This window comes from Mesorhizobium sp. M5C.F.Ca.IN.020.29.1.1 (assembly GCF_003997375.1).
Lineage (GTDB): Bacteria > Pseudomonadota > Alphaproteobacteria > Rhizobiales > Rhizobiaceae > Mesorhizobium > Mesorhizobium wenxiniae.
Map to the genome: position 1 here is coordinate 1 of NZ_RZSW01000031.1, position 24,548 is coordinate 24,548.

The window sequence follows — 24,548 nt, forward strand, 5'->3', positions numbered from 1 at the left end:
CAGAAGCACCTTGGGCTGGTTGACCAGCGCGCGGGCGAGCGCGACGCGCTGGCGCTGTCCGCCAGAAAGCTGGCTGGGACGGCGGGCGCCGTAGCCGGGAAGCCGGACCAGCGAGAGCGCCTCCTCCGCCGCCTTCTGCCGCTCGGGCTTGCCGACGCCCTTGACCATCAGGCCGTAAGCGACGTTGTCGAGCACGTTCAGATGCGGGAACAGCGCGTAGTCCTGGAAGACGGTGTTGACGTTGCGGCGATAGGGCGGGACGCCTTCGGCGCGTTCGCCGAAAATGGAGATCGACCCCGATGTCGGCTGCTCGAAGCCGGCGATTAACCGCAGGCAGGTCGTCTTGCCCGAACCCGAAGGTCCAAGCATGGCGAAGAACTCGCCCGGCGCGATATCGAGGTCGACCACGTCGACGGCGCGCACGCTGCCGAAATGGCGCGAGACTCTGGCGAACGAAACGGCGGAGGTCATGGGCTGTCCCAGGCTGATCAAATTCAGGCGACGGCGCTGCCCCTCATCCGCCTGCCGGCACCTTCTCCCCGTATAGTGACGGAGAAGGGGCTAGCCGCAACGCTCGCGATCCCCCTCTCCCCGTTCTTCACGGGGAGAGGGTAAGGGTGAGGGCAGGGCTGCGCTCTCACAACGAGCGTGACGAACTCACCGCCCGCCGATGACGCCGATATAGTCCGACACCCAGCGATAGTAAGGCACGCACTGGTCCTGGGTGGCGCACTTCGACACCGGCGTCTTCCAGAACTTGATCTTTTCGAAGTTGCCGTAGCCGTTGGTCTTGCAGCCTTCGTCGCCGAGCAATTCGTTGCCCTTGCAGGCAGCCGGCACCACCGGGAGCGAACCGAACCAGGCGGAGACATCGCCCTGCACTTTCGGCGACAGCGAGTGCTCCATCCACATATAGGCGCAGTTCGGGTGGGCTGCGTCGGCCGCCAACATGGTCGTGTCGGCCCAGCCGGTGACGCCTTCCTGGGGAATGGTCGAAGCGACGGGCTTCTTGGCGGCAATCAGCGTGTTGACCTGATAGGGCCATGAACCGGAGGCGACGACGCCTTCGTTCTGGAAGTCATCGACCTGAATGGCAGCGTCATGCCAGTAGCGTCCGACCAGCGTGCGTTGGACGCGCAGCAGATCGAGGGCGGCCTTGTACTGATCCTCGGTCAGCTCGTAGGGATCCTTGATGCCGAGCTCCGGCTTGTGGAACATCAGATAATTGGCAGCGTCGGCAATGTGAATCGGCCCGTCATAGGCCTGGACGCGGCCCTTGTTCGACTTGCCGTCAGGCAAGGTCATCTCCTCGAAGACGACGTTCCAGCTCTTCGGCGCTTCCTTGAACACCTCCGTGTTGTACATCAGCACATTCGGTCCCCACTGGTAGGGGGCCCCGTAGTGGACGCCGCCAACCGTGAACCACGGCGCATCCTTCAGCCGGTCGTCGACCGTGCTCCAGCTCGGGATGAGATCGGTGTTGATCGGCTGGACCCGCTTGCCGGCGACGAGGCGCAGCGAAGCGTCGCCCGAGGCGGTGACGAGGTCGAAGCCGCCCTCATTCATCAGCGCGACCATCTCGTCGGAGGTGTTGGCGGTCTTGATGTTGACCTTGCAGCCTGTGTTCTTCTCGAAAGACGTGACCCAATCATAGTTCTTGTCGGTTTCGCCGCGTTCGATGTAACCAGGCCAGGCGACAATGTTGACCTGGCCTTCGCCCTTGCCGAGTTCCTTGACTTGGGCGATCGCCTGGCCGGAGAAGGCCAGCGCGACCGTCAATGCAGTGCACGACTTCAGGAATGAGTTCATCATCGATCTCCCATTTGAGGGGCCGCACTCTCGCGGCGGCTTTGGTCCCTGATTGTGAAAGTGCTGTGAAATTTCCGGTTTCGCAAATTCATTTGTCAGAAAGGCGATATCGGTTTTTCCGATAGATTAACGACCAATCTTCTCCGGCCGCTGTCGGACCATGCGCTGCGACTGTGCAAGCCCGATGAAGTCGCGCGCGGCCTGGGGCAGGCCGGAGCCGCGCCGCCAGACGGTGCCGACCTGAACAACCGGCAAGGAGCCCGAAATATCGCGCGATTCGATGCGGTCGCCTTCGAGCGACCATGGCCGGTAGACGAGGTCGGGCAGCAGCGCCACGCCGGCGCCGGTAGCGACGAGGCTGCGCACCGCTTCGACCGAGCGGGTGCGGAAGGCGACGTGCGGCTTAGCGCCGATCGCCGCCAGCAGTTTTCCGGTATTCTCCTCGATCTCGTCGACGGTCAGCATGATCAGCGGCTCCGAGGCGATATCGCCAATGCCGATGATGTCGGCGCCAGACAGCGGATGGCCAAGCGGCAGCCATAGCCGATAGGCCGAGACTTCGAGAATTTCGGACTGCAGGGCGGTGCGGTCGCGCAGGTTCGAGGTGACCATGACGGCGATGTCGAGCTTGCCGCCGATCAGCAGATGTTCGAGGTAATCGCCATTGTCTTCGATGGCCGAAATCTCAACGCCCGGATAAGCGCGGCGATAGCGGGCGAGAAGGTCCGACAGCACATAGCCGGCGACCAGCGAAGTGACACCGAGTTGCAGCCGGCCGCCCGCCGCCGCTTGCTCGCCGAAGAAGGCGCGGCGCGCGTCGGAAACGTCGGCAAGTATCTTTGTCGCGTGGCGCAGGAACTGATGGCCCTTGTGGGTGATGTTCAGGCCGCGCGGATGGCGCTCGAACAGTTCGACGCCGAGATCGCCTTCGAGCTCCTTGATCGCCTCGGTGACCGACGATTGCGAGATGGACAGATTCTGCGCAGCACCCGACACCGTGCCTTGCTCGGCGACGGCGATGAAGAATTGCAATTGGCGGATTGTGAAGGCCATCGCCGAACTAAACACCGGGATGGCAAGGAAGAAAAGCCGCCGATCTCAGGCTCACCGCTTTACTGCCCTGGCCAGGTCAGGTCCCGCTATCGTCACCGGCAATGCTGAGCCGTGCGCCCGCTTGCCCAAGGGCGGAGGCGATGGCGCGCGGCGGCGGCCGATCGGTGACGAGTTCGGAAAAACCGTCGAGGCCGCAGACCTGGACGAGGCCCTGGCGGCCGAACTTGGTGTGGTCGGTGATGACGAGCGAGCGCTGGCCGCGAGACAGCACCATGCGGGCGAATTCCGCCTCTTCCAGATCATAGTCCATCACGCCCGTGACGGCATCGACCGCACCGGTGGAGATCACCGCATGGCTGACGGAAAAGCGGCTGACGAATTCGATGGCCGAGACGCCGAAGGCGGCGCCCGAATCGCTGCGCAGTTCGCCGCCGGCCATATAGACCTTGTTGCCGTTGACGGTGGCCAGCGTGCGGGCGATATCCGAAGAGTTGGTGACCACCGTCAACCGCCGGTGGCCGAGCAGCTCGCGGGCTAGGAAAGATGTGGTGGTGCCGGTGTCGAGCATGATCGATTCGCCGTCGCGGATGGTTGCGGCAACCATGCGGGCAATGGCGCGCTTGGCATCGGCATTCTCGCGCATACGCCGCTCGAATGGCGCCTCGCCGGCCATCGACGGCAGGCCGACGGCGCCATGCATCTTCAGGATCGAACCGTCAGTGGTCAGCGGCTTGACGTCGCGGCGCACGGTCTCCAGCGAGACGCCCAGCCGGTCGGCCAGGCTGGCGATGGTGACGGTGCCCTCTTCCTGCAGGAGACGCAGGATTTCGCCATGCCGCTTCGAATGGATCATTGGGTTCGCCCAATCGGGTTGTTGCGCTGCTGACCGGTTCTAAGACAAATCGGCCACAGTTCATAAGGAATCCTAAAGGATTCGGGCAAGAAGGCAGAAAAAGCCACAAGTTTTCGTTGACAGGCCGGATCACATGGCGTGACACTGGCTCGTGACAGGCTCGGAACTGCCACGGGAGAACGATGGCAGAGCCGCACCAAATTTCGCCTGCCCGAACGTCTGGAAAATCGTCTGACGTAAGGGAAAAGGACTGTTTCGAATCCGCGGGGGCGGATGCCGGTGTCGAAGAACCCGGCACAGGGGCTCGTCGGTGCGGTGCGGGATACCGATCCTGGCATCCCGCACCGACGAGATTTTCGCATTGCTCCCTCCTGCCGGCCGCCATCTTTGTCTCGCCCGCGGCGTCTTGAACCCCGCCCAACGAGGGATGAACCTGTGACCGCCGAGGACCGCATCCGCGCCCTGCCCTGCTGGACCGGCAGCATCGAGATCGCGCCGCTGCCGGGCGGCCTGAGCAACGCCAACTATCTGGTCAAGGACGGAGCTGGGCGGCATGTCGTGCGCTTTGGCCAGGACTTTCCATTCCACCACGTCTTTCGCGAGCGCGAGGTGATGACCGCGCGCGCAGCGCACGCCGCCGGCTTCGCGCCTGCAGTCCACCATTCCGAGCCCGGGATCTTGGTGACGGAATTTCTCGGCGCCAAGACCTATGTCGCGGAAGACGTACGCGCCAATATCGGCCGCGTCGCCGCCCTGATGCGCGGCTTCCATCGGGAGATGCCCAATCATGTCTCCGGCGCCGGCTTCATGTTCTGGGTGTTCCATGTCATCCGCGACTATGCGCGCACGCTGGAGGAAGCCGGCAGCCGCATGCGAAGCGAGTTGCCGCGGCTGCTGACGCTAGCGGACGAACTCGAACGGGCGCAGAAACTGCTGCCGATCGTCTTTGGCCACAACGATCTCTTGCCGGCTAATATTCTCGACGACGGCCATAGACTGTGGCTGATCGACTTTGAATATGCCGGCTTCAACACGGCGATGTTCGACCTCGCTGGCGTCGCCTCGAACGCCAGCATGAACGACGAGGAGTCCTTCGCCTTCCTGACTGCCTATTTCATGAAGGAGCCGGACGAGGCGATCCGCCGCTCGCATGCGGCCATGCAATGCGCATCGCTGCTGCGCGAGGCGATGTGGAGCATGGTTTCCGAACTTTATCTCGACGCGCCCGGCATCGACTACGTTGCCTATACCGACGAAAACCTGACGCGGCTCGATGCCGCGCTGGAAAACTACCGAACGAAATACGGACAGAAATCATGACATTGCCCGCTCACGCCGAGATCGTCGTCATCGGCGGCGGCATCATCGGCTGTTCAACGGCCTATCATCTGGCGCGTGACCACAAGGCCGATGTCGTGCTTTTGGAACAGGGCAAACTGACTTCGGGCTCCACATGGCATGCGGCGGGGCTGGTCGGCCAGTTGCGGTCTTCGGCCTCTATCACCCGCGTGCTCAAATATTCGGTCGATCTCTACAAGGGGCTGGAAGCCGAAACCGGGCTGGCCACCGGCTGGAAGATGACCGGGTGCCTCAGGCTCGCTACCAATGCCGACCGCTGGATCGAGTATAAGAGGCTGGCGACGACGGCGAAAAGCTTCGGCATGGATATGCAGTTGCTGTCACCGGCCGAGGTCAAGACAATGTGGCCGCTGCTGGAGGCCGGCGATCTCGTCGGCGCCAGCTGGCTGCCGACCGACGGGCAGGCAAGCCCTTCCGACATCACGCAATCGCTGGCCAAAGGCGCGCGCATGCATGGCGCCAGACTGTTCGAGGATGTCCGCGTTACCGGCTTCGACATGAAGGATGGCCGCATCACCGCGGTAAAGACCAACAAGGGCGATATCGCCTGCGGCAAGGTGGTGAACTGTGCCGGGCAATGGGCGCGGCAGGTAGGCGCCCTTGCCGGTATCAACGTGCCGCTGCAGCCGGTGAAGCACCAGTACATCGTCACCGAAAGAATAGACGGGTTGGCGACCGATGCGCCGACGATCCGCGACCCCGACCGCCGCATCTATTTCAAGGAGGAGGTCGGCGGGCTGGTGATGGGCGGCTATGAGCCGAACCCGCAAGGCTGGACGACCGATCTTCCCGGCGGTGATGTCCCTGATGACTGGGAGTTCCGGCTGTTCGACGACGATTACGATCATTTCGAGCAGCATATGAACCAAGCGATCGCGCGGGTTCCGGCGCTCGAAACCGTCGGCGTCAAGCAGATGATCAACGGGCCGGAGAGTTTCACGCCGGACGGCAATTTCATTCTCGGCGTGGCACCCGAATGCGCCAACATGTTCGTCGGCGCCGGCTTCAACGCCTTCGGGATCGCGGCGGGCGGCGGTGCTGGCTGGGTGCTGGCGCAATGGGTGGTCGACGGCGAGGCGCCGCTCGATCTGTGGGTGGTCGATATCAGACGCTTTTCCGACCTGCACCGCGACCGGCCATGGGTCCGCGACCGCACGCTGGAAGCCTATGGCAAGCACTATACGATCGGCTTCCCGCATGAGGAGTATGTCACGGGCCGGCCACGGATCGTGTCGCCGCTCTATGAACGGCTACAAAAGCAGCGCGCCGTGTTCGGCTCCAAACTCGGTTGGGAGCGGTCGAACTGGTTTGCGCCGGAAGGCGTCGAGCCGAAGGACATCTATTCGATGGGCCGGCAGAACTGGTTCGCTCCGGTCGGCGACGAGCACCGGCACGTGCGCGAGCACGTCGGTATCTTCGACCAGTCGTCCTTCGCCAAATTCGAACTGAGCGGCGCCGACGCGCTGAAGGCGCTCGACTGGATCTGCGCCAACGATGTCGCCAAGCCGGTCGGCCGGCTGACCTACACGCAGCTTCTCAACACGCGCGGCGGTATCGAGGCCGATCTGACCGTGGCTCGGCTCGGCGAAGAACGATTCTACGTCGTCACCGGCACCGGTTTTAGGACTCATGACTTCTCGTGGATCGGCGACCATGTCGGCAAGGAGCTCGACGTGACGCTCACCGATGTCACCGAGGATTTCGGCACGCTGTCGCTGATGGGGCCGCGCGCCCGCGACGTGCTGGCTGCGGTGACCGGTGCGGACGTGGCGAACACCGCTTTTCCGTTCGGACATGTGCGGGAAATCTCCATCGCCGGCCACACAGTTCGGGCGCTGCGCGTCACCTATGTCGGCGAGCTCGGCTGGGAGCTGCATGTGCCAATCGCGGCGGCGGGCGAAATCTTCGACGCGCTGATGGCGGCGGGCGAGGAGCACAGCATCCGCCCGGTCGGCTACCGGGCGCTGGAATCGCTGCGGCTGGAAAAAGGCTACCGCGCCTGGGGCTCCGACATCACGCCCAATGACACGCCGCAGGAGGCCGGCCTCGGCTGGGCGGTGAAACTCAGAAAGAACACGGATTTCCTTGGCAGGCGGGCTCTGGAAAGCATCAGCGGCGGCACACCGAAAAAACGCTTTGCCGGCTTCACGGTCGCAGATTGCGAGATCGTGCTGCTCGGGCGCGAAACGATCCTGCGCAATAACGAGCCGGTCGGCTATCTGACCAGCGGCGGCTATGGCTACACGGTCGGCAAGAACATCGGCTACGGCTATGTGCGCAACGCCGATGGCGTCAGCGACGATTTCCTCACCTCCGGCGACTACGAGCTGGTGGTGGCGATGGAGCGGACGCCGGCAAAAATCCATCTCGAGCCGCTTTACGATCCGGCGGGAGCAAGAATCAAAGCCTAGATCAGCTCACGCGCAGAACGAGGCCGCGGCTCGGCACGGTGTCCGCCTCGCCCGGCATGGTGACATAGGGCGACGTCTCCTCGGCACGCGTGACGACGCGCTTCGTCTCGAGGTCGGCGATCCGCGCGGCAAAACCGGCGCCTATAAGCACTGAGCTTGAGTCCGCACGTCAGATCGAGAACCGCTCTAGGGTTACTGAGATAACACGCTATTCACTTTTCCTGAAACTTGTCTAGCGTTTCACTTGGATTCTACACGTTCGAGACTGTCTTTCTATGACGAGGGCACAATATGCAAATAAACGAAATCAAGGAGAAAAAGCAGAAGATTATCGAAAGGTTCGGCCCCTGGACGGCAGGTTCCATCCATCTGGCCGATCAAATTGACACGTTCGATGAGCCGCACTGGGACGCCCGATTGAGGCGCTTCGTGCAGATCGCTGCAGATCTTGCGGGGAAGCCGTTGGAGAAGCTTCGCGTTCTGGACCTGGCGTGTCTCGAGGGGCAATACGGGATCGAGTTCGCGCTCCATGGGGCCGACGTGCTCGCCATCGAGGGTCGGGAGGCGAACCTTGAGAAGGTGCACTTCGCTAAGGAGGTACTCTCCCTGGACAACCTCGAACTCGCCCTAAATGACGTGCGCAACCTCGACGAGGAGCGCCATGGTCGTTTCGATGTTGTTCTATGTTTGGGGATCCTTTACCACTTGGATGCTCCGGATGTCATGGACTTCGTGGAGAGAATCTCGAAGGTTTGCGGAAAGATATCAATAATCGATACCCATATCAGCCTCAGCGACGAAGCGTCGTACACTTGGAAGGGGAAGACCTACTGGGGCAGGTATGGCAAGGAACACGATATTGATGCGACCTCCGAGGAGAAGCTGGCAGCGCTCTGGAACTCGCTCGACAACCCGAAGGCCTTCCTCTTCACGCGTGCATCGCTCTGCAACCTACTCCGACACGTGGGCTTCACGTCCGTCTACGAGTGCTTGAACCCCTACGAGTATCATAATCCCAACTGGCCGCTGGCTGCAGAAGGGGACAGGCATGTCGTCTGGAGGGATCGCATCACCCTGGTTGCTATCAAAGGGCGGAGTCAGCCACTGCTCTCCTCGCCCATTACGGACGCATCGCCCGAGATCGATCGCCCCGAAAGGCCAGAGTATATCGAGCAGCTCCCGTGCATTACCGGAGTGTCGCGCAGAAGGTCGAGAGGTCTGCGGTCGCGATTGAGCAGGTTCCTGCCCGGCCCTGTGAAGGCAGTGCTGAGAAGGATAATCCAATGAAATGTCGGACAGACGCCGGCGTTGACGCACCTTCACCGACGGCTGCAAGCCGCCTGACTTCCCCGGAGGCGTAAAGGAGGTCGGCTCTTGGGCACTTTTGATACTGCTGGCGAAGTCGGAAATAAGCCCAGTTCGGGGGCAACATGTTGCTTGTAAACTCGGGCTGTCAATTGTCTAGCCGCGGCCAAATTGGCTTCGCCAGCTGTATCACTTTTGGTGACATCGAGCGCACGGGAACCTTAACGAGGGGAATGGAAGAATGATCAGTTCAGGCGCAGAACGAGGCCGCGGCTCGGCACGGTGTCCGCCTCGCCCGGCATGGAGACATAGGGCGACGTCTCCTCGGCACGTGTGACGACGCCCTTCGCATCGAGGTCGGCGATCCGCGCGGCAAAACCGGCGTCCCACAGCGTGTTCTTGACCGTCAGCACGATTATCCCGCCCGGCCGGCAAATGCGGATCAGTTCGTCGAGCCCCTCGGCGCCGACATGGCCCGAGGTGAAGACGCCGGCCGATATGATCCCGGCATAGGCATTATCGGCGAAAGGCAGCGGCCCGCCGAGCGCTAGGCAGTGAAGCGCCGAATAGACGCCCTTGCGCGCTGCCTGGGCCAGCATGCCCGCCGAAATGTCGAGCGCCTCGACCTGCGGATAGCCCGCGATCTTCAGCCACTCGCCGATGAGCCCGGTGCCGGCACCGGCATCGAGGAGCGGTGCCGCGCCGCGCGGCAAGTGGCGGGCAAGCAGGGCGAGGCAGATGGTCGGATGGCGATAACCGGCCGCCGACATGTCGGCGTCGTAAGTGTCGGACCAGCGGTCGTAGAGCGCTGCCACTTCCTCAGGCCGCTTCGCCGCATAGGCTGCGGCGAGCGCACCTTCATTTTTCCTGTCCGCCATCGCAGTCCCGTCCGCAAAATCAAAGCGCTGCAGCGTTCCTAGCGCGTCCAACAGGAACGCACGACGCTGGAGTGAATCGCATGCCGGCGATGATAGCCAAACCGCGAAATTTGTGGAACCGTCGTCGCCACAATAAAGACGCGAAGGAGGGCGGAAGCGATGGTGGACGAGGAAGCACGCGCGGCGCTTGCAGCCATTCCCGTGCTGGCCGGCTACGAGGGACCCTTGGAGCGGCTTGGTGGCCTCACCAACCTAGTCTTCAGGGCTGGAGATGTCTGCCTGCGGATTCCCGGCAAGGGCACAGAGGAGTATATCAACCGCGCCAACGAGGCGGTGGCGGCACGGGAAGCCGCCAAGGCCGGCGTCAGCCCCGAACTGCTGCATATCGACGGCGAGACAGGCGTAATGGTGACCCGTTTCGTCGTCGGAGCCGAGACGATGTCGCCGGAAAAATTCAAGACCCGGCCGGGCAGTCCGGCGCGCGCCGGCAAGGCCTTTCGCATGCTGCACAAATCCGGCGCGGTGTTTCCCTTCCGCTTCGAGCTGTTTGCGATGATCGACGACTACCTGAAGGTGCTGTCGACCAAGGCCGTTGCCCTGCCCGCCGGCTACCACGACGTGGTACGCGAGGCGGAAAGCGTGCGCTCGGCGCTTGCCGCGCATCCGCTGCCTCTTGTCGCCTGCCACTGCGATCCGCTGTGCGAAAACTTCCTCGATACGGGCGACAGTATGTGGATCGTCGACTGGGAATATTCCGGCATGAACGACCCGCTTTGGGATCTCGGCGACCTCAGCGTCGAAGGACAGTTTGATACGGCGCAGGAGGAAGAGATGATGGGCGCCTATTTCGATGGCGAGCCAACGCCGGCGGAGCGCGGCCGCATCGTCATCTACAAGGCGATGTGCGATCTCTTGTGGACGCTGTGGGGGCTGATCCAGCTTGCCAACAGCAATCCGGTTGACGATTTCCGCGCCTATGCCGACGGTCGCTTTTCGCGCTGCAGGGCGCTGATGGAGACGACCGACTTCTCAAGGCATCTGGCAGCGGTGCGCGTGGGTTAGGCGCCAGAAATCTGGAACCTTAAAGCACGCCACGTGATGGGATTCACGCGGTGTGCTTTAAGTCCTTTTTTATGCATGTCGTTGCCCCAAAACCGCTGCGCACCTTTGGGCGACATGCATTAGTTGACGCCTTTCGGCACGTTTTCCGGCGGCACAGTGTCAACCACTTTCTGGCGATGGAAGATGAACAGGCCGGCCAGCACGATGATGCCCGAGCCGATCAGGATGCGCGGGCCGGGCATGTCGCCGAAGAAGGCCAGCCCGAAGATGACGGCCCACAGCAGCAGGCTGTAATGCAGGGGCGCCAGCGTCGAGGCGGGCGCCAGCTTCAGCGCCCTGGTGATCATCAGATGCGCACCGCAGGAGACGATGCCAAGAAGCAGCATGGCGCCGAAATCGAGCGAGGACGGCGTCTGCCAGTTGCCGATGGTGAGAAACCCGCCGACCAGCAATGTGCCGATGGTTTGCCAGGTAACGAGCGAGGTGTCGCTGGTGCCGCGCAACCGCCGGTTGAGGATGATGGCGAAGGCGAATGAAATGCTACCGGCCAGCGCGAAGGTCGACGACAGCGAAAACGCGGCCGAGGACGGTTTGAGCATTATCAGCACGCCGCAGAAGCCGACCAGGATCGCCATCCAGCGGCGCCAGCCGACCTTTTCACCGAGCAACAGGTGCGACAGCGCCGCCACGTAGATCGGTCCGGCCATGTAGAAGCTCATGACGTCGGCGAGCGGCAGATAGACGACGGCGGCGTAGAACAGCGCCGTGTCGAGGGTCGTCATGACGACGCGCAAGACCTGCAGTTCCAGGCGCTCCATGCGGAACAGCCTGGCCGTACCTTGACGCGCGATCATCGGGCCGAGCACGAAAAAAGCGCCAATGGAACGGATCAGGATGACCTGGCCGACGGAAAAGCTGGCGACCAGCCATTTGCCCATCGCATCGTTCAACGCAAACAGGAAATCGCCGGCCAGCATCAGCAGAATGCCGGCCAAAAGCACGTTCCTGATCGTCGAATTCTGGGCTGGTGGCTGTGCCATGCCGATATCGCTTCCTCCCGCATGAAAGCTCGGTAAGCAGCGTCGTAGACGCAAGCAGCCGCTTTGACGAGCGGAAATCGGGAACCCCGGCCGGACCAGCGACTGGAAATCGGCTGGGCCTGTACGGAAGATCGGAACGGCTTACTTTGGCCGTGGCCGAACGATGACCGGACGATAGATCACCGGCCGGTCCCAGGGATCGAAAACCGACACACTTCTCAGCTCAGCGCGGCGCGCCAGATCGATGCGCTGCAGACATTCGGCGAAGGCATCATTCTTCCTGACGAAGCCATAGGACCGGCATTTCGCCTCGTCCGCGGCACGACGGTCTTCGGCCGTCATGCAACCTGCGCAGATCGCCGCCAACGCGACCACCATCGCCGTCTTGTGCCACATCGTGTCCTCCTCACCATAAAAGTGGAGACTGACTGTAGACTTAAGATCAGGACCTATCAATCTGATCGACGTGTGCGGCCTGATGCAGGCTCAACATCTTATCGGGCCTGCCAATTATTGGTCGTGAAGTGGGCGGCGATGCCTGCGGTTCACTGTTCCCGGCCGTCCGGCGATCGAAAGCCGCGTTTCCTGCCTGGCCCGCTCGGCCACCACCTTGCCCCTGGCGATGACGCAGAGGCGCTCGGGGCGCAGGCGCAAGGCCTCGACCGGATCGCCGGCATCGAGCACGACGAGGCTGGCGCGCTTGCCAACCGCCAGGCCGAGATGGTCGAGGCCCATGATGGCGGCGTTGACGTTTGTGACCATGTCGAAGCAGCGCGCCATGTCGGCCGGGCTCGACATCTGGGCGACGTGAAGGCCCATGAAGGCGACGTCGAGCATGTCGGCGGTGCCCAGCGAATACCAGGGGTCGAGCACGCAATCCTGTCCCCAGCCGACGCGGATCCCGTGGGCAAGCATTTCCTTGACCCGCGTCAGGCCGCGGCGTTTGGGGAATGTGTCGTGGCGGCCCTGCAGCATGATGTTGATCAGCGGATTGGGGATCGCCGAGATGCCTGCCTCGGCGATCAGCGGCAACAGCTTCGAGACATAGTAATTGTCCATCGAGTGCATCGAAGTGAGATGCGAGCCGGCGACCCTGCCCTGCAAGCCGAGGCGTTGCGTCTCATAAGCCAGTTGTTCGATATGGCGCGACAGCGGATCATCGGTCTCGTCGCAATGCAGGTCGACCATCAGGCCGCGCTTTGCCGCGATTTCGCACAGTTCCGTCACCGAACGCGTGCCATCGGCCATGGTGCGCTCGAAATGTGGAATGCCGCCGACGATGTCGACACCCATGTCGAGCGCCCGGATGGTGTTATCGCGCGCCGTCGGCGAGCGATAAAACCCATCCTGCGGGAAGGCGACCAGTTGCAGGTCGATATAGGGCGCGACCGTCTTCTTCACATCGAGCAGGGCTTCGACCGCCAGCAGCCTGGTATCGCAGACATCGACATGGGTGCGGATGGCGAGCAGGCCCATGGACACCGCCCAGTCGCAATAGGCGAGCGCGCGCTCGCGTACCGCTTCGTGCGTCAACAGCGGCTTCAGTTCGCCCCACAGCGAAATGCCTTCCAGCAGTGTGCCCGACGCGTTGATGCGCGGGATGCCCAGCGAGAGCGTCGCGTCCATGTGAAAATGCGGATCGACGAAAGGCGGCGAGACCAGATTGCCATGGGCGTCGATCGCCGTGCCCGCGGTAACGTTCAGCTCGGGCTCGATGGCCGCGATCGTCTCGCCGATGATGCCGATATCGGCGATCGTGCCGTCGGGCAGCATGCCGCCGCGGACGATAAGATCAAAAGTCATCTGTCGTCATCCCTTTGAAGAAGCCGACCTATTCCGGCACATACCTTACCGCACCCTTGGCAGCACTGGTCGCCATTGACGCATAGGCGCGCAAAGCCATCGTCACCTTGCGCTTGCGCTTTTCCTCTGGCTTCCAGGCGGCGGCTCCCTTGGCCTCCATCGCTGCGCGGCGGGCGGCCAGTTCGGCATCGTCGACGGCAAGCCGGATGGTGCGGTTCGGGATATCGATCTCGATCGTGTCGCCCTCATGCACCAGCCCGATCAGCCCGCCTTCCGCCGCCTCGGGAGAGGCATGGCCGATCGACAGGCCGGAGGTGCCGCCGGAAAAGCGGCCATCGGTGACCAGCGCGCAAGCTTTGCCGAGGCCCTTCGATTTCAAATAGCTGGTCGGGTAGAGCATTTCCTGCATGCCGGGGCCGCCGCGTGGCCCTTCGTAGCGGATGACGACGACATCGCCGGCCTTGACCTCGTTGGACAGGATCGCCTTGACGCTGGCGTCCTGGCTTTCGAACACCCTGGCCGGGCCGGTGAATTTCAGGATTGATTCATCGACGCCGGCGGTCTTGACGATGCAGCCGTCCAGCGCAAGGTTGCCCTTCAGCACGGCAAGGCCACCGTCCTTGGAAAAAGGATATTGGGCCGAGCGGATGACCCCCTTCTCCCGGTCGAGATCGAGTTCGTCCCAGCGGCGATCCTGGCTGAAGGCGACCTGCGTCGGCACGCCGCCCGGGGCCGCCAGAAAGAAGTCCCGGACATTCTGGCTTGACGTGCGCGAGATATCCCAATGGTCGAGCGCTTCGCCGAGCGTTCGCGTATGTACGGTCGGCAGGTCGCGGTTGATCAGTCCGGCGTTATCGAGCTGACCGAGGATCGCCATGATGCCGCCGGCGCGGTGGACGTCTTCCATGTGCACATCCGCCTTGGCGGGGGCAACCTTGCATAACACCGGCACCTTGCGTGACAGTGCGTCAATGTCGTCCTGATCAAAATCGATCTCGCCTTCTTGCGCGGCAGCCAGGATGTGTAGCACGGTGTTGGTCGAGCCGCCCATGGCGATGTCGAGCGTCATGGCGTTCTCGAAGGCACCTTTCGAGGCGATGCTGCGCGGCAGCGCGGTGTCGTCGTCCTGCTCGTAGTAGCGCTGGGCGAGATCGACGATCAGATGGCCGGCCTCGACGAACAGCCGCTTGCGGTCGGCATGGGTGGCCAGCGTCGAGCCGTTGCCGGGCAGCGAAAGCCCGAGCGCCTCGGTCAGGCAGTTCATCGAATTGGCGGTGAACATGCCTGAGCAGGAGCCGCAGGTCGGGCAGGCCGAGCGCTCGATGGTCTTGACGTCCGCGTCGGAGACCTTGTCATCAGCAGCCGCGACCATGGCGTCGACCAGATCGAGCGCCTGCGCCTTGCCGGCGAGCACCACCTTGCCGGCTTCCATCGGGCCGCCGGAGACGAAGACGGTCGGGATGTTGAGACGCAGCGACGCCATCAGCATGCCCGGCGTGATCTTGTCGCAATTGGAGATGCAGACCATCGCGTCGGCACAGTGGGCATTGACCATGTACTCGACCGAGTCGGCGATGAGCTCGCGCGACGGCAGCGAATAGAGCATGCCGTCATGACCCATGGCGATGCCGTCGTCGACAGCGATGGTGTTGAACTCCTTGGCGACGCCGCCGGCCTTTTCGATCTCGCGGGCGACCAGCTGGCCGAGATCTCTGAGATGGACGTGACCCGGCACGAACTGGGTGAAGGAATTGACCACCGCGATGATCGGCTTGCCGAAATCGGAATCCTTCATACCGGTGGCGCGCCACAGGCCGCGGGCGCCGGCCATGTTGCGGCCGTGGGTGGTGGTGCGGGAGCGATAGGCGGGCATAGACTGTCCTTGCTGTCTGCGCCGCGCCCGGACAGGCGCGGAAAACCGGAATTGAGCGGCGTTATATACGCCGCGGTCTGGTCTGGCCACGGTTTTGCGATGCGCCGGGTTCTTGAGCCAAGACGGTAAGCCGGCCCAGGCAGTAAAAAAGTCAGAGGTGCTGTCGGATCATGTTTTGCCCGAGCGTCCTTGGGCAGACGGCGCGGACGGACATCAATCGCCAGCCGGCCGTTTTACGAGTGACAACAAAAACCAGCCCGAGGAGCAAGCAAATGCAAAAGATCACCCCCTGCCTGTGGTTCGACGACCAGGCCGAGGAGGCCATGAACCATTACATCTCCATCTTCAAGAACTCGAAGGTGCTGAGCGTGATGCGCTGGCCCAAGGGCAGCGGCGATCGTGAGGGCAAAGTGCTGGTAACCTATTTCGAGCTCGACGGCGTTCAGTTCCAGGCGCTCAACGGCGGGCCGCAATTCAAGTTCACCGAGGCAGTCTCGCTGTCCATCGACTGCAAGACGCAGGAGGAGGTCGACTATTTCTGGGACAGGCTCATCGAGGGCGGTGGCGAGCCCAGCCAGTGCAGCTGGCTGAAGGACAAATTCGGCGTCTCCTGGCAGGTGGTTCCCGAGCAGTTGCCGAGGCTGCTGCAGGACCCCGACACGGAAAAGGCCGGCCGTGTCATGCAGGCGATGATGCAGATGACCAAAATCGACATCGCCAAGATCGAAGAGGCGGCCAGGGGGTGATCGAACGCGCTCGTCCCTTCTCCAGTGGGGAAGGGACGCAGCTCAAGCCGCCTTGTCGCGGACCTGGTAATCCTTGACCGCGGCGAAGCGGATCGCCTTCCAGCGCTCGGCCTCGTAGTTGAGCGAAAAGGCGTGCTGGGCCAGGAACACCGGGTCGTTGTCGAGATCGCGGGCAATGTCGCCGCGATGCGCCTCGATGAAGCGATGCACCTCGGCCTTGTCGTCAGCCGATATCCAGCGGCAGACGGAAAAGCGCGACATCTCGAAATCCACGGGCAGCGTGTATTCGAAGTTCAGCCGCTCCTTCAGCACGTCGAGCTGCAGTGCACCGACAACGCCGACGATGGCCGGTGAACCATCCTCCGGCGAGAACAGTTGCACGACGCCTTCCTCGGCCATCTGGTGCAGCGCTTCCTTCAACTTCTTGGCCTTCATCGCGTCGCCGAGGCGAACGCGGCGCAGGATTTCCGGCGCGAAGTTCGGCACGCCGCGAAACAGGATCTCCTCGCCCTCGGTCAGCGTGTCGCCGATGCGCAGCGTGCCGTGATTGGGGATCCCGACGACGTCGCCGGCGAAAGCCTCGTCGGCGGTGACGCGGGTGCGAGCGAAGAAGAATTGCGGCGCCGACAGGCTCATCGGTTTTCCCGTGCGCACCAGCTTGGCCTTCATGCCACGCTCGAGCTTGCCCGAGCAGACGCGGACGAAGGCGATGCGGTCGCGGTGGTTGGGATCCATGTTGGCCTGAATCTTGAAGACGAACGACGTCATCTTGTCCTCGGTCGCCTCGACCTTGCGGGTATCTGCCTCCTGCGCGCGCGGCGGCGGCCCGTAGGCGCCAAGCGCCTCGATCAGGTCGCGCACACCGTAATTGCGCAGCGCCGAACCGAAATAGACCGGCGTCAAATGACCCTCGCGGAAGGAATCGATGTCGAGCGGACGGCAGGCTTCGCGCGCCAGCTCCAGCTCCTCGATAAAGCCTTCGCGCTCGTTTTCCGGCAACAGGCCGGCGACGCGGTTGGAATCGGGACCGTTGACCGGCGTGCGGTCCTTCTCGGCGTCGCCCTTGCGTACCGCGTTCAGCGCCAGATGATAGGTACCGGAAAAGGTTTTGCCGCGGCCGATCGGCCAGGTGATCGGCGCGGTGTCCAGCGCCAGCTTCTGCTCGATCTCGTCGAGGATTTCGAACGGGTCGCGGCTTTCGCGGTCCATCTTGTTGACGAAGGTGATGATCGGGATGTCGCGCAGCCGGCAGACCTCGAACAGTTTCAGCGTGCGCGGCTCGATACCCTTGGCGGCGTCGATGACCATGACCGCGGCATCGACTGCCGACAGCGTGCGATAGGTATCGTCGGCGAAATCCTCGTGGCCGGGCGTGTCGAGCAGGTTGAAGACGTTGTCCTCATACTCGAAGGTCATCACCGAGGTGACGACCGAAATGCCGCGCTCGCGCTCGATCTTCATCCAGTCCGACCGGGTCTGGATGCGATCCTTCTTGGCCTTGACCTCGCCGGCAAGCTGGATGGCGCCGCCGAACAAAAGCAGCTTTTCGGTCAGCGTCGTCTTGCCGGCGTCCGGATGCGCGATGATCGCGAAAGTGCGGCGGCGCTGCACCGCGTTCGTGATGTCTTCAACCAATTTATGGAATCCCATGTGGTGGGCGGGCTTCTAGCAGCGCTTTTGCAGCCTGTCGAACAATTTTGGGCGGATGGCCGGTCTTGAGATAGGGTCGCCGCAACGACATCAGAAGACCCGATTCGACAAAGGACCATCCATGAGCGCAGCCAAGCAAGTCATCGTCGTCGGCGCCGGCATTATCGGCGCGTCTGTTGCCTGGCATCTGGCGAAGGCCGGCGCGAACGTAACGGTGGTTGCCGACAGCGGCGCCGGCGGCGTCGCCACGCCGAATTCCTTTTCCTGGATCAATGCCAGTTGGGGCAATCCAGAGCCGTATTTCCGGCTGCGTACCCGTTCGATGGCCGAATGGACGCGGCTTGCGCATGACGTGCCCGGCATTCCGTTGGAATGGTGCGGCGGCCTGTGCTGGGACCTGCCGCCGGCCGAGTTGGAAGCCTATGCAGTCGAGCATTCTGCCTGGGGCTACGGCATCGAGCGCGTCGACCGCATGGGAGCCGCACGTATAGAGCCCAATTTGACCAAGCTTCCCGATTTCGCCCTTCACGTGGCAGAGGAGGGCGTCGCCGAGCCGGTCGCGGCCACGCAGGCGCTGCTGGTGGATGCCGAGCAGCGCGGCCTGCGGGTGATGGGCGGAACGGCTGTGACCGCGTTGGTGCAGACCAATGGCAGGATTACCGGCGTGGATATGTCAGGCGGACGGATCGCTGCCGACGAGGTGGTGATCGCAGCGGGCGCCGGCTCTCCGGCAATTGCGGCGACGGCTGGGTTAAAACTGCCGATCGAGACGCCGCCCGGCCTGATCGTCCATTCACGCCCCTACGAAAAGCTGCTCAACGGCCTGGTGATCGGCGATCGGCTGCACATGCGCCAGACTGCCGAGGGCCGCATCATCGCCGGCTCGGATTTCGGCGGCGCCGATCCGGGAATGAATGCCGCAGCCACCGGTCGCGAGCTGTTTGCGGCGATGAAGAGCATGCTGCGCGACGCCGACCGGCTGGAACTGGATTTCCACTCCGTCGGCTATCGGCCGACGCCGATCGACGGCTTTCCGATCATCGGACGGGCTGAAGGCCTGAGCGGCCTTTATGTCGCGGTCATGCATTCCGGCATCACACTGGCCCCAGCCGTCGGCCTGTTCGCCGCCCGGGAAATCCTCGACGACGCGCGCGACCCGCTGCTTGAGCCGTATGGGCTGACGCGGTTTGCTTAATAGCCGCGCGGACGGCGAAAACCGCCGCTCAGCAGCGCTATTGCCCTGGCGACGCCGAGCAGCCGCGCTTCCGACCAGCGGCGGCCGACCAGCTGCAGGCCGATGGGCAGGCCGTCGCGGTCCTGCCCACAGGGCATCGACAGTGCCGGCTGGCCGCTGTAGTTGAACACCGCGCCGTAGGCCGGCAGCATCCAGTAGCTCTGCTCCCTGTCATCGACCTTGATCGGTGTTCCCGGCTCGCAATGCGGGAAGGCCGTGGTCATGGCGACGGGGCAAAGCAAGACATCGCAACCTTCGAAAAAACGGTCCCAGGCAAGAATTGACTGGTCGCGGCGGGCGAGCGCCTCGAACCAGCGCGAGACCGGTGTCAGTTCTTCTGGCGGCTCCGGCTGCGCAGCCTCCAGCATCATGCCGATCAGCTTGCCGCCTTGCGTCAGATCGTCATGCAGGTCGAGCATCGGCAGTCTTGCTTCCTCGACGGCTGCCCCCGCAGACTTGAGTTGCTCGGCCAGACTTTCGACCGCGGCCCTGATCTCGCCGGCCACCGGAAAACCCGGAAAGGCCGGCGCGAAAGCGATGCGCAAGGTCTTGAGATCAACCTCTGGCATGTCCTCGACCGGAACCGGCGCAAGATCTGTGTCGCTGCCATCCGGCCCTGCTATGATCCCCAGGATCAGCGCCAGATCTTCGACGTTGCGGGCCAGCGGACCGATACAGGACATCAGCCGCACGCTGCGCGGCGCACCGGTGGGATCGGGAAAGGCGCCGGCCAGGGAGACGCGGTGCTCGGTCGGCTTGAGGCCGTAGACGCCGCAAAAGGCTGCAGGCAGGCGGATCGAATCCTGCATGTCGGTGCCGATCTCGAATGGTGTCATGCCGGTGCTGAGCGCTGCCGCGGCGCCGCCGCTGGAGCCGCCGGCGGTGCGCGATAGATCACAGGGATTACTGGTGCGGCCAAACAGCGGATTATTCGACTGCCAGTCGCCCAGCATCGTTGCGACATTTGTCTTGCCGACCAGCACGCCGCCGGCCGCCTTCAACCTGAGAACGACCGGGCTGTCTTTTCTCGCCACATAGTCGGCAAAAGCCGGGAAGCCGACCGTGGTCTTTATGCCTGCCGTTTCGTGCGTGTCCTTCAGCGTGAACGGCACACCGTGCAGCGGCCCGACAGCGTCGCCGCGCGCCTGGGCTTCGTCGGCTTTCTTCGCTCGAGCGCGAGCCCCTTCCCTGTCGAGCGTGACGACGGCGTTGACCGCCTCATTTTGCTTGTCGATCTCAGCCAAATGCGCGTCCAGCGCTTCCACGGCGGAAATCTTGCGGTCGCGGATCGCGGCAGCCAATTCTCTGGTGGAGGAAAAGACGAGATCCATGACCAATGCTCCGGCTTGCTAGCGGCGCCAGCCTCACCAAATGGCGGGCTACGGCGCGTCTTCAAGCCGAGTTCAGCACTCGAGTACAGGCGGTGCTTGATCGGAATTGCGCTGCGAGGTCTGCTGAGGGGACTGTCCCGCGATGTTGCCGCGATAGCGAGGGATCTACACGGCCAGCGCCAGTCTTACCGGTTCCGGCGCGAACGGGCGAATGGTCATGCCGTCTCTGGTGATGGTGACGAAGCTGGAGGGCGGGATCGGCTGCCAGTCGCCGCCATCACGGTCGAAAGGCTCCGACATAAGGCATCGCCCGCCGCCATTGCCGAAGACGGAGGTGTAGAGCGTCGGCGCGTGGGCATCGGTCGCATAGCGCACCGCATGGAGCGATTCGCCGTCCGACAAGGCGGCGGTAAGTCTCAGCGCCGGTTCGAAGCCGGCCCGGCGCGAGGCGTCCATAACGCGGCTGGTGGCGCGGAGAACAGCGCCCTCCGCATCACCCGACAGCCCTTCGTCGATCATCAGGAGAAAGAAGAGTTCGGAATCGGTGGTGCCTTCGCGCTGGGCGAAGACCGCGTCAGAGAGCGAATTTTCCAGCGCGCGGCGGATTGTTTCGAAGCCGCCGATCCGGCCGTTGTGCATGAACGACCAGCGGCCGGCAGTGAAGGGATGACAGTTCATGCGGCTGGTGGCGCCGCCGGTCGAGGCGCGCACATGGGCAAGGAACAGGCTGGACCTGATCTGGCGACACAGGCTCTTCAGATTGGGATCGGACCAGGCCGGCAGGATGTCGCGATAGAGACCCGGTTCGGGCCGGTCGCCGTACCAGGCGAGGCCAAAGCCATCGCCATTGGTCGGCGACTTGGCTTCCTGGGCGCAATGACTCTGGGCGATAAGCGAATGGCAGGGCGCCGTGACGATGTCTTCGAGGAAAACCGCCTCGCCAAGATAGGCCGCCCAGCGGCACATCGCTTAATCTTCCCTCAGGCGCGATCCATGAAAGCCGCAGGCTCCTTGATCGCGTGTGTGCCTCTGTTGTGCGTGCGCTCATAGAGCTCGCGAACGATTCGGCTGGCCGTGGTCTCAAACAGAAACGGCAAGAAAGCGTGAATGAGCGCGGCGAAGGCTGCCATGAACAGGCGCGAGCAGAACCACGCCGCGAAGGCCATATGGCTGAAATAGGTCTCGCCCACCTTGGCCGGGTGCGAGGTAAAGAGCCTTGCAAGCCGTATCGTCATGGTGCCCTCCTACCGGGAAAAGCCCCGATGCTGAGTATTCTGGCACGAGCTTTTGGTTCATTGGTCCCAAAATATCCTTGTATTTTGCCAATCATTGGGACAAGCATCCCACGTGCCGCTGGAAATCGATGAGATCGACCGAAGATTGCTGGCCGAGCTGCAACGCGACGGTACACTGTCGGTCGACCAACTGTCGGAAAGGGTGTCGCTGTCGCGCAACGCCTGCTGGCGCCGGGTCAAGCGGCTGGAAGAAGACGGCGTGATTACCGGCCGGGTGGCGCTGGTCGATGCGGACAAGCTCGGCCTCGGCCTTTCGGTGTTCGTCCTGATCCGGACCTCCAATCACGATCCGAACTGGCTGCAAAAATTCCGGGCGGCAGTCACCGGTTTTCCCGAGATCACCGGCGTCTACCGGATGTCCGGCGACCTCGATTATGTTCTGCGTGCCCGCGTCGCCGACGTGAAGGCGTATGACCGGCTCTATCAGCGACTGATCGCCAAGGTGGCGCTGTCGGATGTTTCGGCCTCCTTCGTCATGGAGGAGATCAAGGAGACGACGGTCGTTCCCGTAGAACTGCGCTGAAGTGGAACTGCGCTGAAAGAAAGCCGTTGATAGCATTGCCGCCGAGTTGACCGAATCGGCGTTGGTAGCGATAGGATCAGCCTCATGCGCGCAGCCTTCTACACTTCCTCCGTCATCGGTCCGGCCGTCGGCTTCGTCAGGCTGCCGCATGGCGAGGGCCTGCCGCTTCCCGCCTATGAAAGCCCGGGCGCCGCCGGCATGGATCTGCGCGCCGCGGTGCCGGACGACCGGCCGCTGCTGATCCTGCCGGGAAAACGCGCGCTGGTGCCGACCGGACTGATCCTGGAGATCCCGGAGGGCGTGGAAGGTCAGGTCCGGCCGCGCTCGGGCCTCGCCTTCAAGCATGGCCTCACCTGTCTCAACACGCCGGGCACCATTGACAGCGACTATCGCGGCGAGGTCAAGGTGCTGCTGATCAATCTCGGCGACGAAGATTTCGCAGTGACGCGCGGCATGCGGATCGCCCAGATTGTCTTTGCGTCCGTGATGCAGGCGACGGTCGAGGAGCGCACATTGGCCGGCGGCACGGCGCGCGGCCCGGGCGGCTTCGGATCGACCGGCACGGCCTGATGAGCATAGTGAATGAGAATACCCAAACTCGTCATCTTCGATTGCGACGGGGTTCTGGTCGACACCGAGAACCTGGCCAATCGACGCCTCGCCGAATGGCTCAGCACTGCCGGCTACCCGGCCAGCTTCGAATATTGCCGTAAGAATTTCTCCGGCCGCTCCATGGTATCGGTGCAAAAGGAGGTCGAGGCGACCGGCGTGAGCCTCGGCGCCGATTTCGTCGAGCGTTGGAACGCCGGCCTGCCGGACCTGTTCGCGCATGGCGTCGAAGCCGTCCCCTATGTCAAGGAGTTCATCGAAGCCGTGCACGCTGCCGGCATCGCAACTTGCGTCGCTTCATCGGCACGGGTTTCGAAAATGCACATCACGCTCGGCCAGACCGGGCTGCTGCAGCTGTTCGAGCATGCGCTGTTCAGCTCGACCATGGTTTCGCGCGGCAAGCCGTTTCCCGACCTGTTCCTGCATGCTGCAGGCACGATGGGCTTCGCGCCCGCCGATTGCATCGTCATCGAGGACAGCGTCGCCGGGACGTTAGCCGGCATTGCCGCCGGCATGCGCGTATTTTCCTACTACGGCGACCCGCATTCCGACCGCGACGGCCTGACCGAGGCCGGCGGCATCCTGTTCGACGACATGCGCGAACTTGCCGGGCTGGTGCCGATCCACCGATCTGATCTTCAGGCTTCCCATCCGGCTGGATGCCTCGGTCGTCCGTGCTAGTTTGCGAACGTTCGACAGTGGGAGGCACCAGCATATGAATTCCATCCTGCTTCGCTTCATTCTCGCCTGTTTGCTGCTGCCGTGCCTGTGGACTGCGGCCGGCGCCCAAGGCGTCAGTTTCCCGGACCTTGGCAGCGCCGTTCCCGGCCACAAAGACACGATCTATCTCGACCTCGCCAGGATGGTCATTCCCGATCTGGCGGCGGACAAGGACGGCTTCTATCGGGGCTCCATGCCGATCGAGATGCGCCATATCGAGGGTCCGGATAGCGGTGGCTCGCCGCCCGTAACGTCGGGCTTTTCTGATGCTGGCGTGCTCCAGATCAAGGCAGGCGGCAAGGATCGGCTGGCCATGCTGTTCGACCTCGGGAGCTCCTCCGACAGCGCCGAGGGTTTTGCGGTGCTGGCGCTCTACGATCTTGCCAGCAGGCCGAGACTGCTCGACGCTGTCAATGTCGCCGTCGACCGGAGCACCTATTTCCGCGATCCGGGCAAGCTGCCGATCGGGCCCAGCGATGACGCCATCATCACCCTGAGCACGCATTTCAATTCGAGCCAGGGCTATGTGAGCACGCCGCTGATCCTGGTCCGCGACGACAGGTTCGAACTGATCGACATGATCTACACGTTCGACGAGTCACTGTGCGCCTACAAGCGCACGCAGGAGTTGGCGTTTCAGACCATTGCGGACGGCCAGCCCTATGCGGCCATCAAGGCGACGGTGACCGATGGCACCGTGCCGAATGGCGAAAGCTGCGACGAACCGGCGCCCGAGCCTTCCTCGCGCGACATCTCCGTCACCTACCATTGGGACGGGATCGCATACGTCAAGGGGTCCGACGCACTGGACAAATTGGCAGGAGAGAACGCCAATCGCTTCTGAGCCAATCGCATTCGTTTGCCCGGCGGGCAGTGGCGGGATAAAATGCGTTTCGCACTCTGGGGAGCATCCATGGAAAAGGGCAAAATCTTTCGCGACCTGCACAGCTCGATCTTCGTCATGCCCAATCCCTGGGACGTCGGCACCACGAAA

General features: G+C 63.0%; 23 protein-coding genes and 2 pseudogenes. 11 read left to right on the forward strand and 14 right to left on the reverse strand.

Annotation, left to right across the window (positions count from 1 at the left end; genetic code table 11):
* From EOA85_RS04725 to EOA85_RS04740, 4 genes are all read right to left on the reverse strand, one after another.
* The coding region (locus tag EOA85_RS04725; protein ID WP_164759489.1) for an ABC transporter ATP-binding protein at positions 1-471 on the reverse strand (471 nt) is incomplete at its 3' end.
* Positions 472-657: 186 nt separating this feature from the next.
* Entirely contained in the window at positions 658-1,809 is a 1,152-nt protein-coding gene (locus EOA85_RS04730; RefSeq protein ID WP_127208570.1) for an ABC transporter substrate-binding protein, read from the reverse strand.
* 126 nt (positions 1,810-1,935) lie between these two features.
* Positions 1,936-2,862 (reverse strand): LysR substrate-binding domain-containing protein, encoded by a 927-nt coding sequence (locus EOA85_RS04735; protein WP_065005986.1) that lies wholly within the window; start codon positions 2,860-2,862, stop codon positions 1,936-1,938.
* Between the two features lie 76 nt (positions 2,863-2,938).
* Positions 2,939-3,715, reverse strand: coding sequence for a DeoR/GlpR family DNA-binding transcription regulator (locus tag EOA85_RS04740; protein ID WP_065005987.1), 777 nt, complete (start codon positions 3,713-3,715; stop codon positions 2,939-2,941).
* A 435-nt stretch (positions 3,716-4,150) separates the two neighbouring features.
* Here EOA85_RS04740 and EOA85_RS04745 point away from each other — a divergent pair, with 435 nt between their 5' ends.
* Together EOA85_RS04745 and EOA85_RS04750 are read left to right on the forward strand one after the other, a co-directional pair.
* Positions 4,151-5,035: a phosphotransferase family protein gene (locus EOA85_RS04745; RefSeq protein WP_065005988.1), complete on the forward strand. Its 885-nt coding sequence runs from the start codon at positions 4,151-4,153 to the stop codon at positions 5,033-5,035.
* On the forward strand, positions 5,032-7,485 hold the full coding sequence (locus EOA85_RS04750; RefSeq protein WP_127208557.1) for an FAD-dependent oxidoreductase: 2,454 nt from the start codon (positions 5,032-5,034) through the stop codon (positions 7,483-7,485). The genes EOA85_RS04745 and EOA85_RS04750 overlap by 4 nt, the downstream gene beginning before the upstream one ends.
* Before the next feature lies 1 nt (position 7,486).
* Here EOA85_RS04750 and EOA85_RS04755 read toward each other — a convergent pair.
* Positions 7,487-7,621: pseudogene (locus EOA85_RS04755) on the reverse strand (SAM-dependent methyltransferase); the annotation flags it as partial.
* Positions 7,622-7,776: 155 nt separating this feature from the next.
* On the opposite strand from EOA85_RS04755, the gene EOA85_RS04760 reads away from it, so the two are divergent.
* Positions 7,777-8,772: a methyltransferase domain-containing protein gene (locus tag EOA85_RS04760; RefSeq protein ID WP_127208558.1), complete on the forward strand. Its 996-nt coding sequence runs from the start codon at positions 7,777-7,779 to the stop codon at positions 8,770-8,772.
* Positions 8,773-9,035: 263 nt separating this feature from the next.
* Here EOA85_RS04760 and EOA85_RS04765 read toward each other — a convergent pair whose 3' ends face one another.
* Positions 9,036-9,668 carry a class I SAM-dependent methyltransferase gene (locus EOA85_RS04765; RefSeq protein WP_127208559.1) on the reverse strand — a complete coding sequence of 211 codons (633 nt, stop codon included), beginning with the start codon at positions 9,666-9,668 and terminating at the stop codon, positions 9,036-9,038.
* A 159-nt stretch (positions 9,669-9,827) separates the two neighbouring features.
* Here EOA85_RS04765 and EOA85_RS04770 point away from each other — a divergent pair, with 159 nt between their 5' ends.
* Complete coding sequence (locus EOA85_RS04770; RefSeq protein WP_127208560.1) at positions 9,828-10,730, forward strand: phosphotransferase family protein; 903 nt, start codon at positions 9,828-9,830, stop codon at positions 10,728-10,730.
* Positions 10,731-10,849: 119 nt separating this feature from the next.
* Here EOA85_RS04770 and EOA85_RS04775 read toward each other — a convergent pair whose 3' ends face one another.
* The 4 genes from EOA85_RS04775 to ilvD all read right to left on the reverse strand — a co-directional run bounded on the left by EOA85_RS04775 (position 10,850) and on the right by ilvD (position 15,446).
* Positions 10,850-11,770 carry a DMT family transporter gene (locus tag EOA85_RS04775; protein WP_065005992.1) on the reverse strand — a complete coding sequence of 307 codons (921 nt, stop codon included), beginning with the start codon at positions 11,768-11,770 and terminating at the stop codon, positions 10,850-10,852.
* Between the two features lie 141 nt (positions 11,771-11,911).
* Positions 11,912-12,166: a hypothetical protein gene (locus EOA85_RS04780; protein WP_127208561.1), complete on the reverse strand. Its 255-nt coding sequence runs from the start codon at positions 12,164-12,166 to the stop codon at positions 11,912-11,914.
* Between the two features lie 114 nt (positions 12,167-12,280).
* A complete protein-coding gene (locus EOA85_RS04785) occupies positions 12,281-13,573 on the reverse strand; it encodes an amidohydrolase family protein (protein WP_127208562.1) in 1,293 nt (430 codons plus the stop codon).
* A 28-nt stretch (positions 13,574-13,601) separates the two neighbouring features.
* Positions 13,602-15,446 carry a dihydroxy-acid dehydratase gene (gene ilvD, locus EOA85_RS04790; RefSeq protein WP_127208563.1) on the reverse strand — a complete coding sequence of 615 codons (1,845 nt, stop codon included), beginning with the start codon at positions 15,444-15,446 and terminating at the stop codon, positions 13,602-13,604.
* A gap of 272 nt (positions 15,447-15,718) precedes the next feature.
* Between ilvD and EOA85_RS04795 the strand changes: the two genes are divergently transcribed.
* Positions 15,719-16,192 (forward strand): VOC family protein, encoded by a 474-nt coding sequence (locus tag EOA85_RS04795; protein ID WP_095521056.1) that lies wholly within the window; start codon positions 15,719-15,721, stop codon positions 16,190-16,192.
* Between the two features lie 42 nt (positions 16,193-16,234).
* Here EOA85_RS04795 and EOA85_RS04800 read toward each other — a convergent pair whose 3' ends face one another.
* Entirely contained in the window at positions 16,235-17,827 is a 1,593-nt protein-coding gene (locus EOA85_RS04800; protein ID WP_164759490.1) for a peptide chain release factor 3, read from the reverse strand.
* Between the two features lie 136 nt (positions 17,828-17,963).
* Here EOA85_RS04800 and EOA85_RS04805 point away from each other — a divergent pair, with 136 nt between their 5' ends.
* Entirely contained in the window at positions 17,964-19,037 is a 1,074-nt protein-coding gene (locus EOA85_RS04805) for an FAD-binding oxidoreductase (protein WP_127208565.1), read from the forward strand.
* Here the strand turns inward: EOA85_RS04805 and EOA85_RS04810 are convergent.
* The 3 genes from EOA85_RS04810 to EOA85_RS04820 form a co-directional block, all read right to left on the reverse strand.
* Positions 19,034-20,407 carry an amidase gene (locus tag EOA85_RS04810; protein ID WP_127208566.1) on the reverse strand — a complete coding sequence of 458 codons (1,374 nt, stop codon included), beginning with the start codon at positions 20,405-20,407 and terminating at the stop codon, positions 19,034-19,036. The two genes, EOA85_RS04805 and EOA85_RS04810, sit on opposite strands and share 4 nt — an antisense overlap.
* Positions 20,408-20,572: 165 nt before the next feature.
* Positions 20,573-21,373 carry a class II glutamine amidotransferase gene (locus tag EOA85_RS04815; RefSeq protein WP_127208567.1) on the reverse strand — a complete coding sequence of 267 codons (801 nt, stop codon included), beginning with the start codon at positions 21,371-21,373 and terminating at the stop codon, positions 20,573-20,575.
* 14 nt (positions 21,374-21,387) lie between these two features.
* Entirely contained in the window at positions 21,388-21,642 is a 255-nt protein-coding gene (locus EOA85_RS04820) for a DUF6356 family protein (protein ID WP_065005999.1), read from the reverse strand.
* Between the two features lie 112 nt (positions 21,643-21,754).
* Here EOA85_RS04820 and EOA85_RS04825 point away from each other — a divergent pair, with 112 nt between their 5' ends.
* The 5 genes and pseudogenes from EOA85_RS04825 to EOA85_RS38655 all read left to right on the forward strand — a co-directional run.
* Positions 21,755-22,225 (forward strand): Lrp/AsnC family transcriptional regulator, encoded by a 471-nt coding sequence (locus EOA85_RS04825; protein WP_065006000.1) that lies wholly within the window; start codon positions 21,755-21,757, stop codon positions 22,223-22,225.
* Positions 22,226-22,309: 84 nt separating this feature from the next.
* Positions 22,310-22,795, forward strand: coding sequence for a dUTP diphosphatase (dut, locus tag EOA85_RS04830; RefSeq protein WP_127208568.1), 486 nt, complete (start codon positions 22,310-22,312; stop codon positions 22,793-22,795).
* A gap of 12 nt (positions 22,796-22,807) precedes the next feature.
* Positions 22,808-23,515 carry an HAD family phosphatase gene (locus EOA85_RS04835; RefSeq protein ID WP_065006002.1) on the forward strand — a complete coding sequence of 236 codons (708 nt, stop codon included), beginning with the start codon at positions 22,808-22,810 and terminating at the stop codon, positions 23,513-23,515.
* Between the two features lie 34 nt (positions 23,516-23,549).
* Positions 23,550-24,398: a hypothetical protein gene (locus EOA85_RS04840; RefSeq protein WP_127208569.1), complete on the forward strand. Its 849-nt coding sequence runs from the start codon at positions 23,550-23,552 to the stop codon at positions 24,396-24,398.
* Between the two features lie 69 nt (positions 24,399-24,467).
* Positions 24,468-24,548 (forward strand): annotated as a pseudogene (locus tag EOA85_RS38655) (isocitrate lyase/phosphoenolpyruvate mutase family protein); the annotation flags it as partial.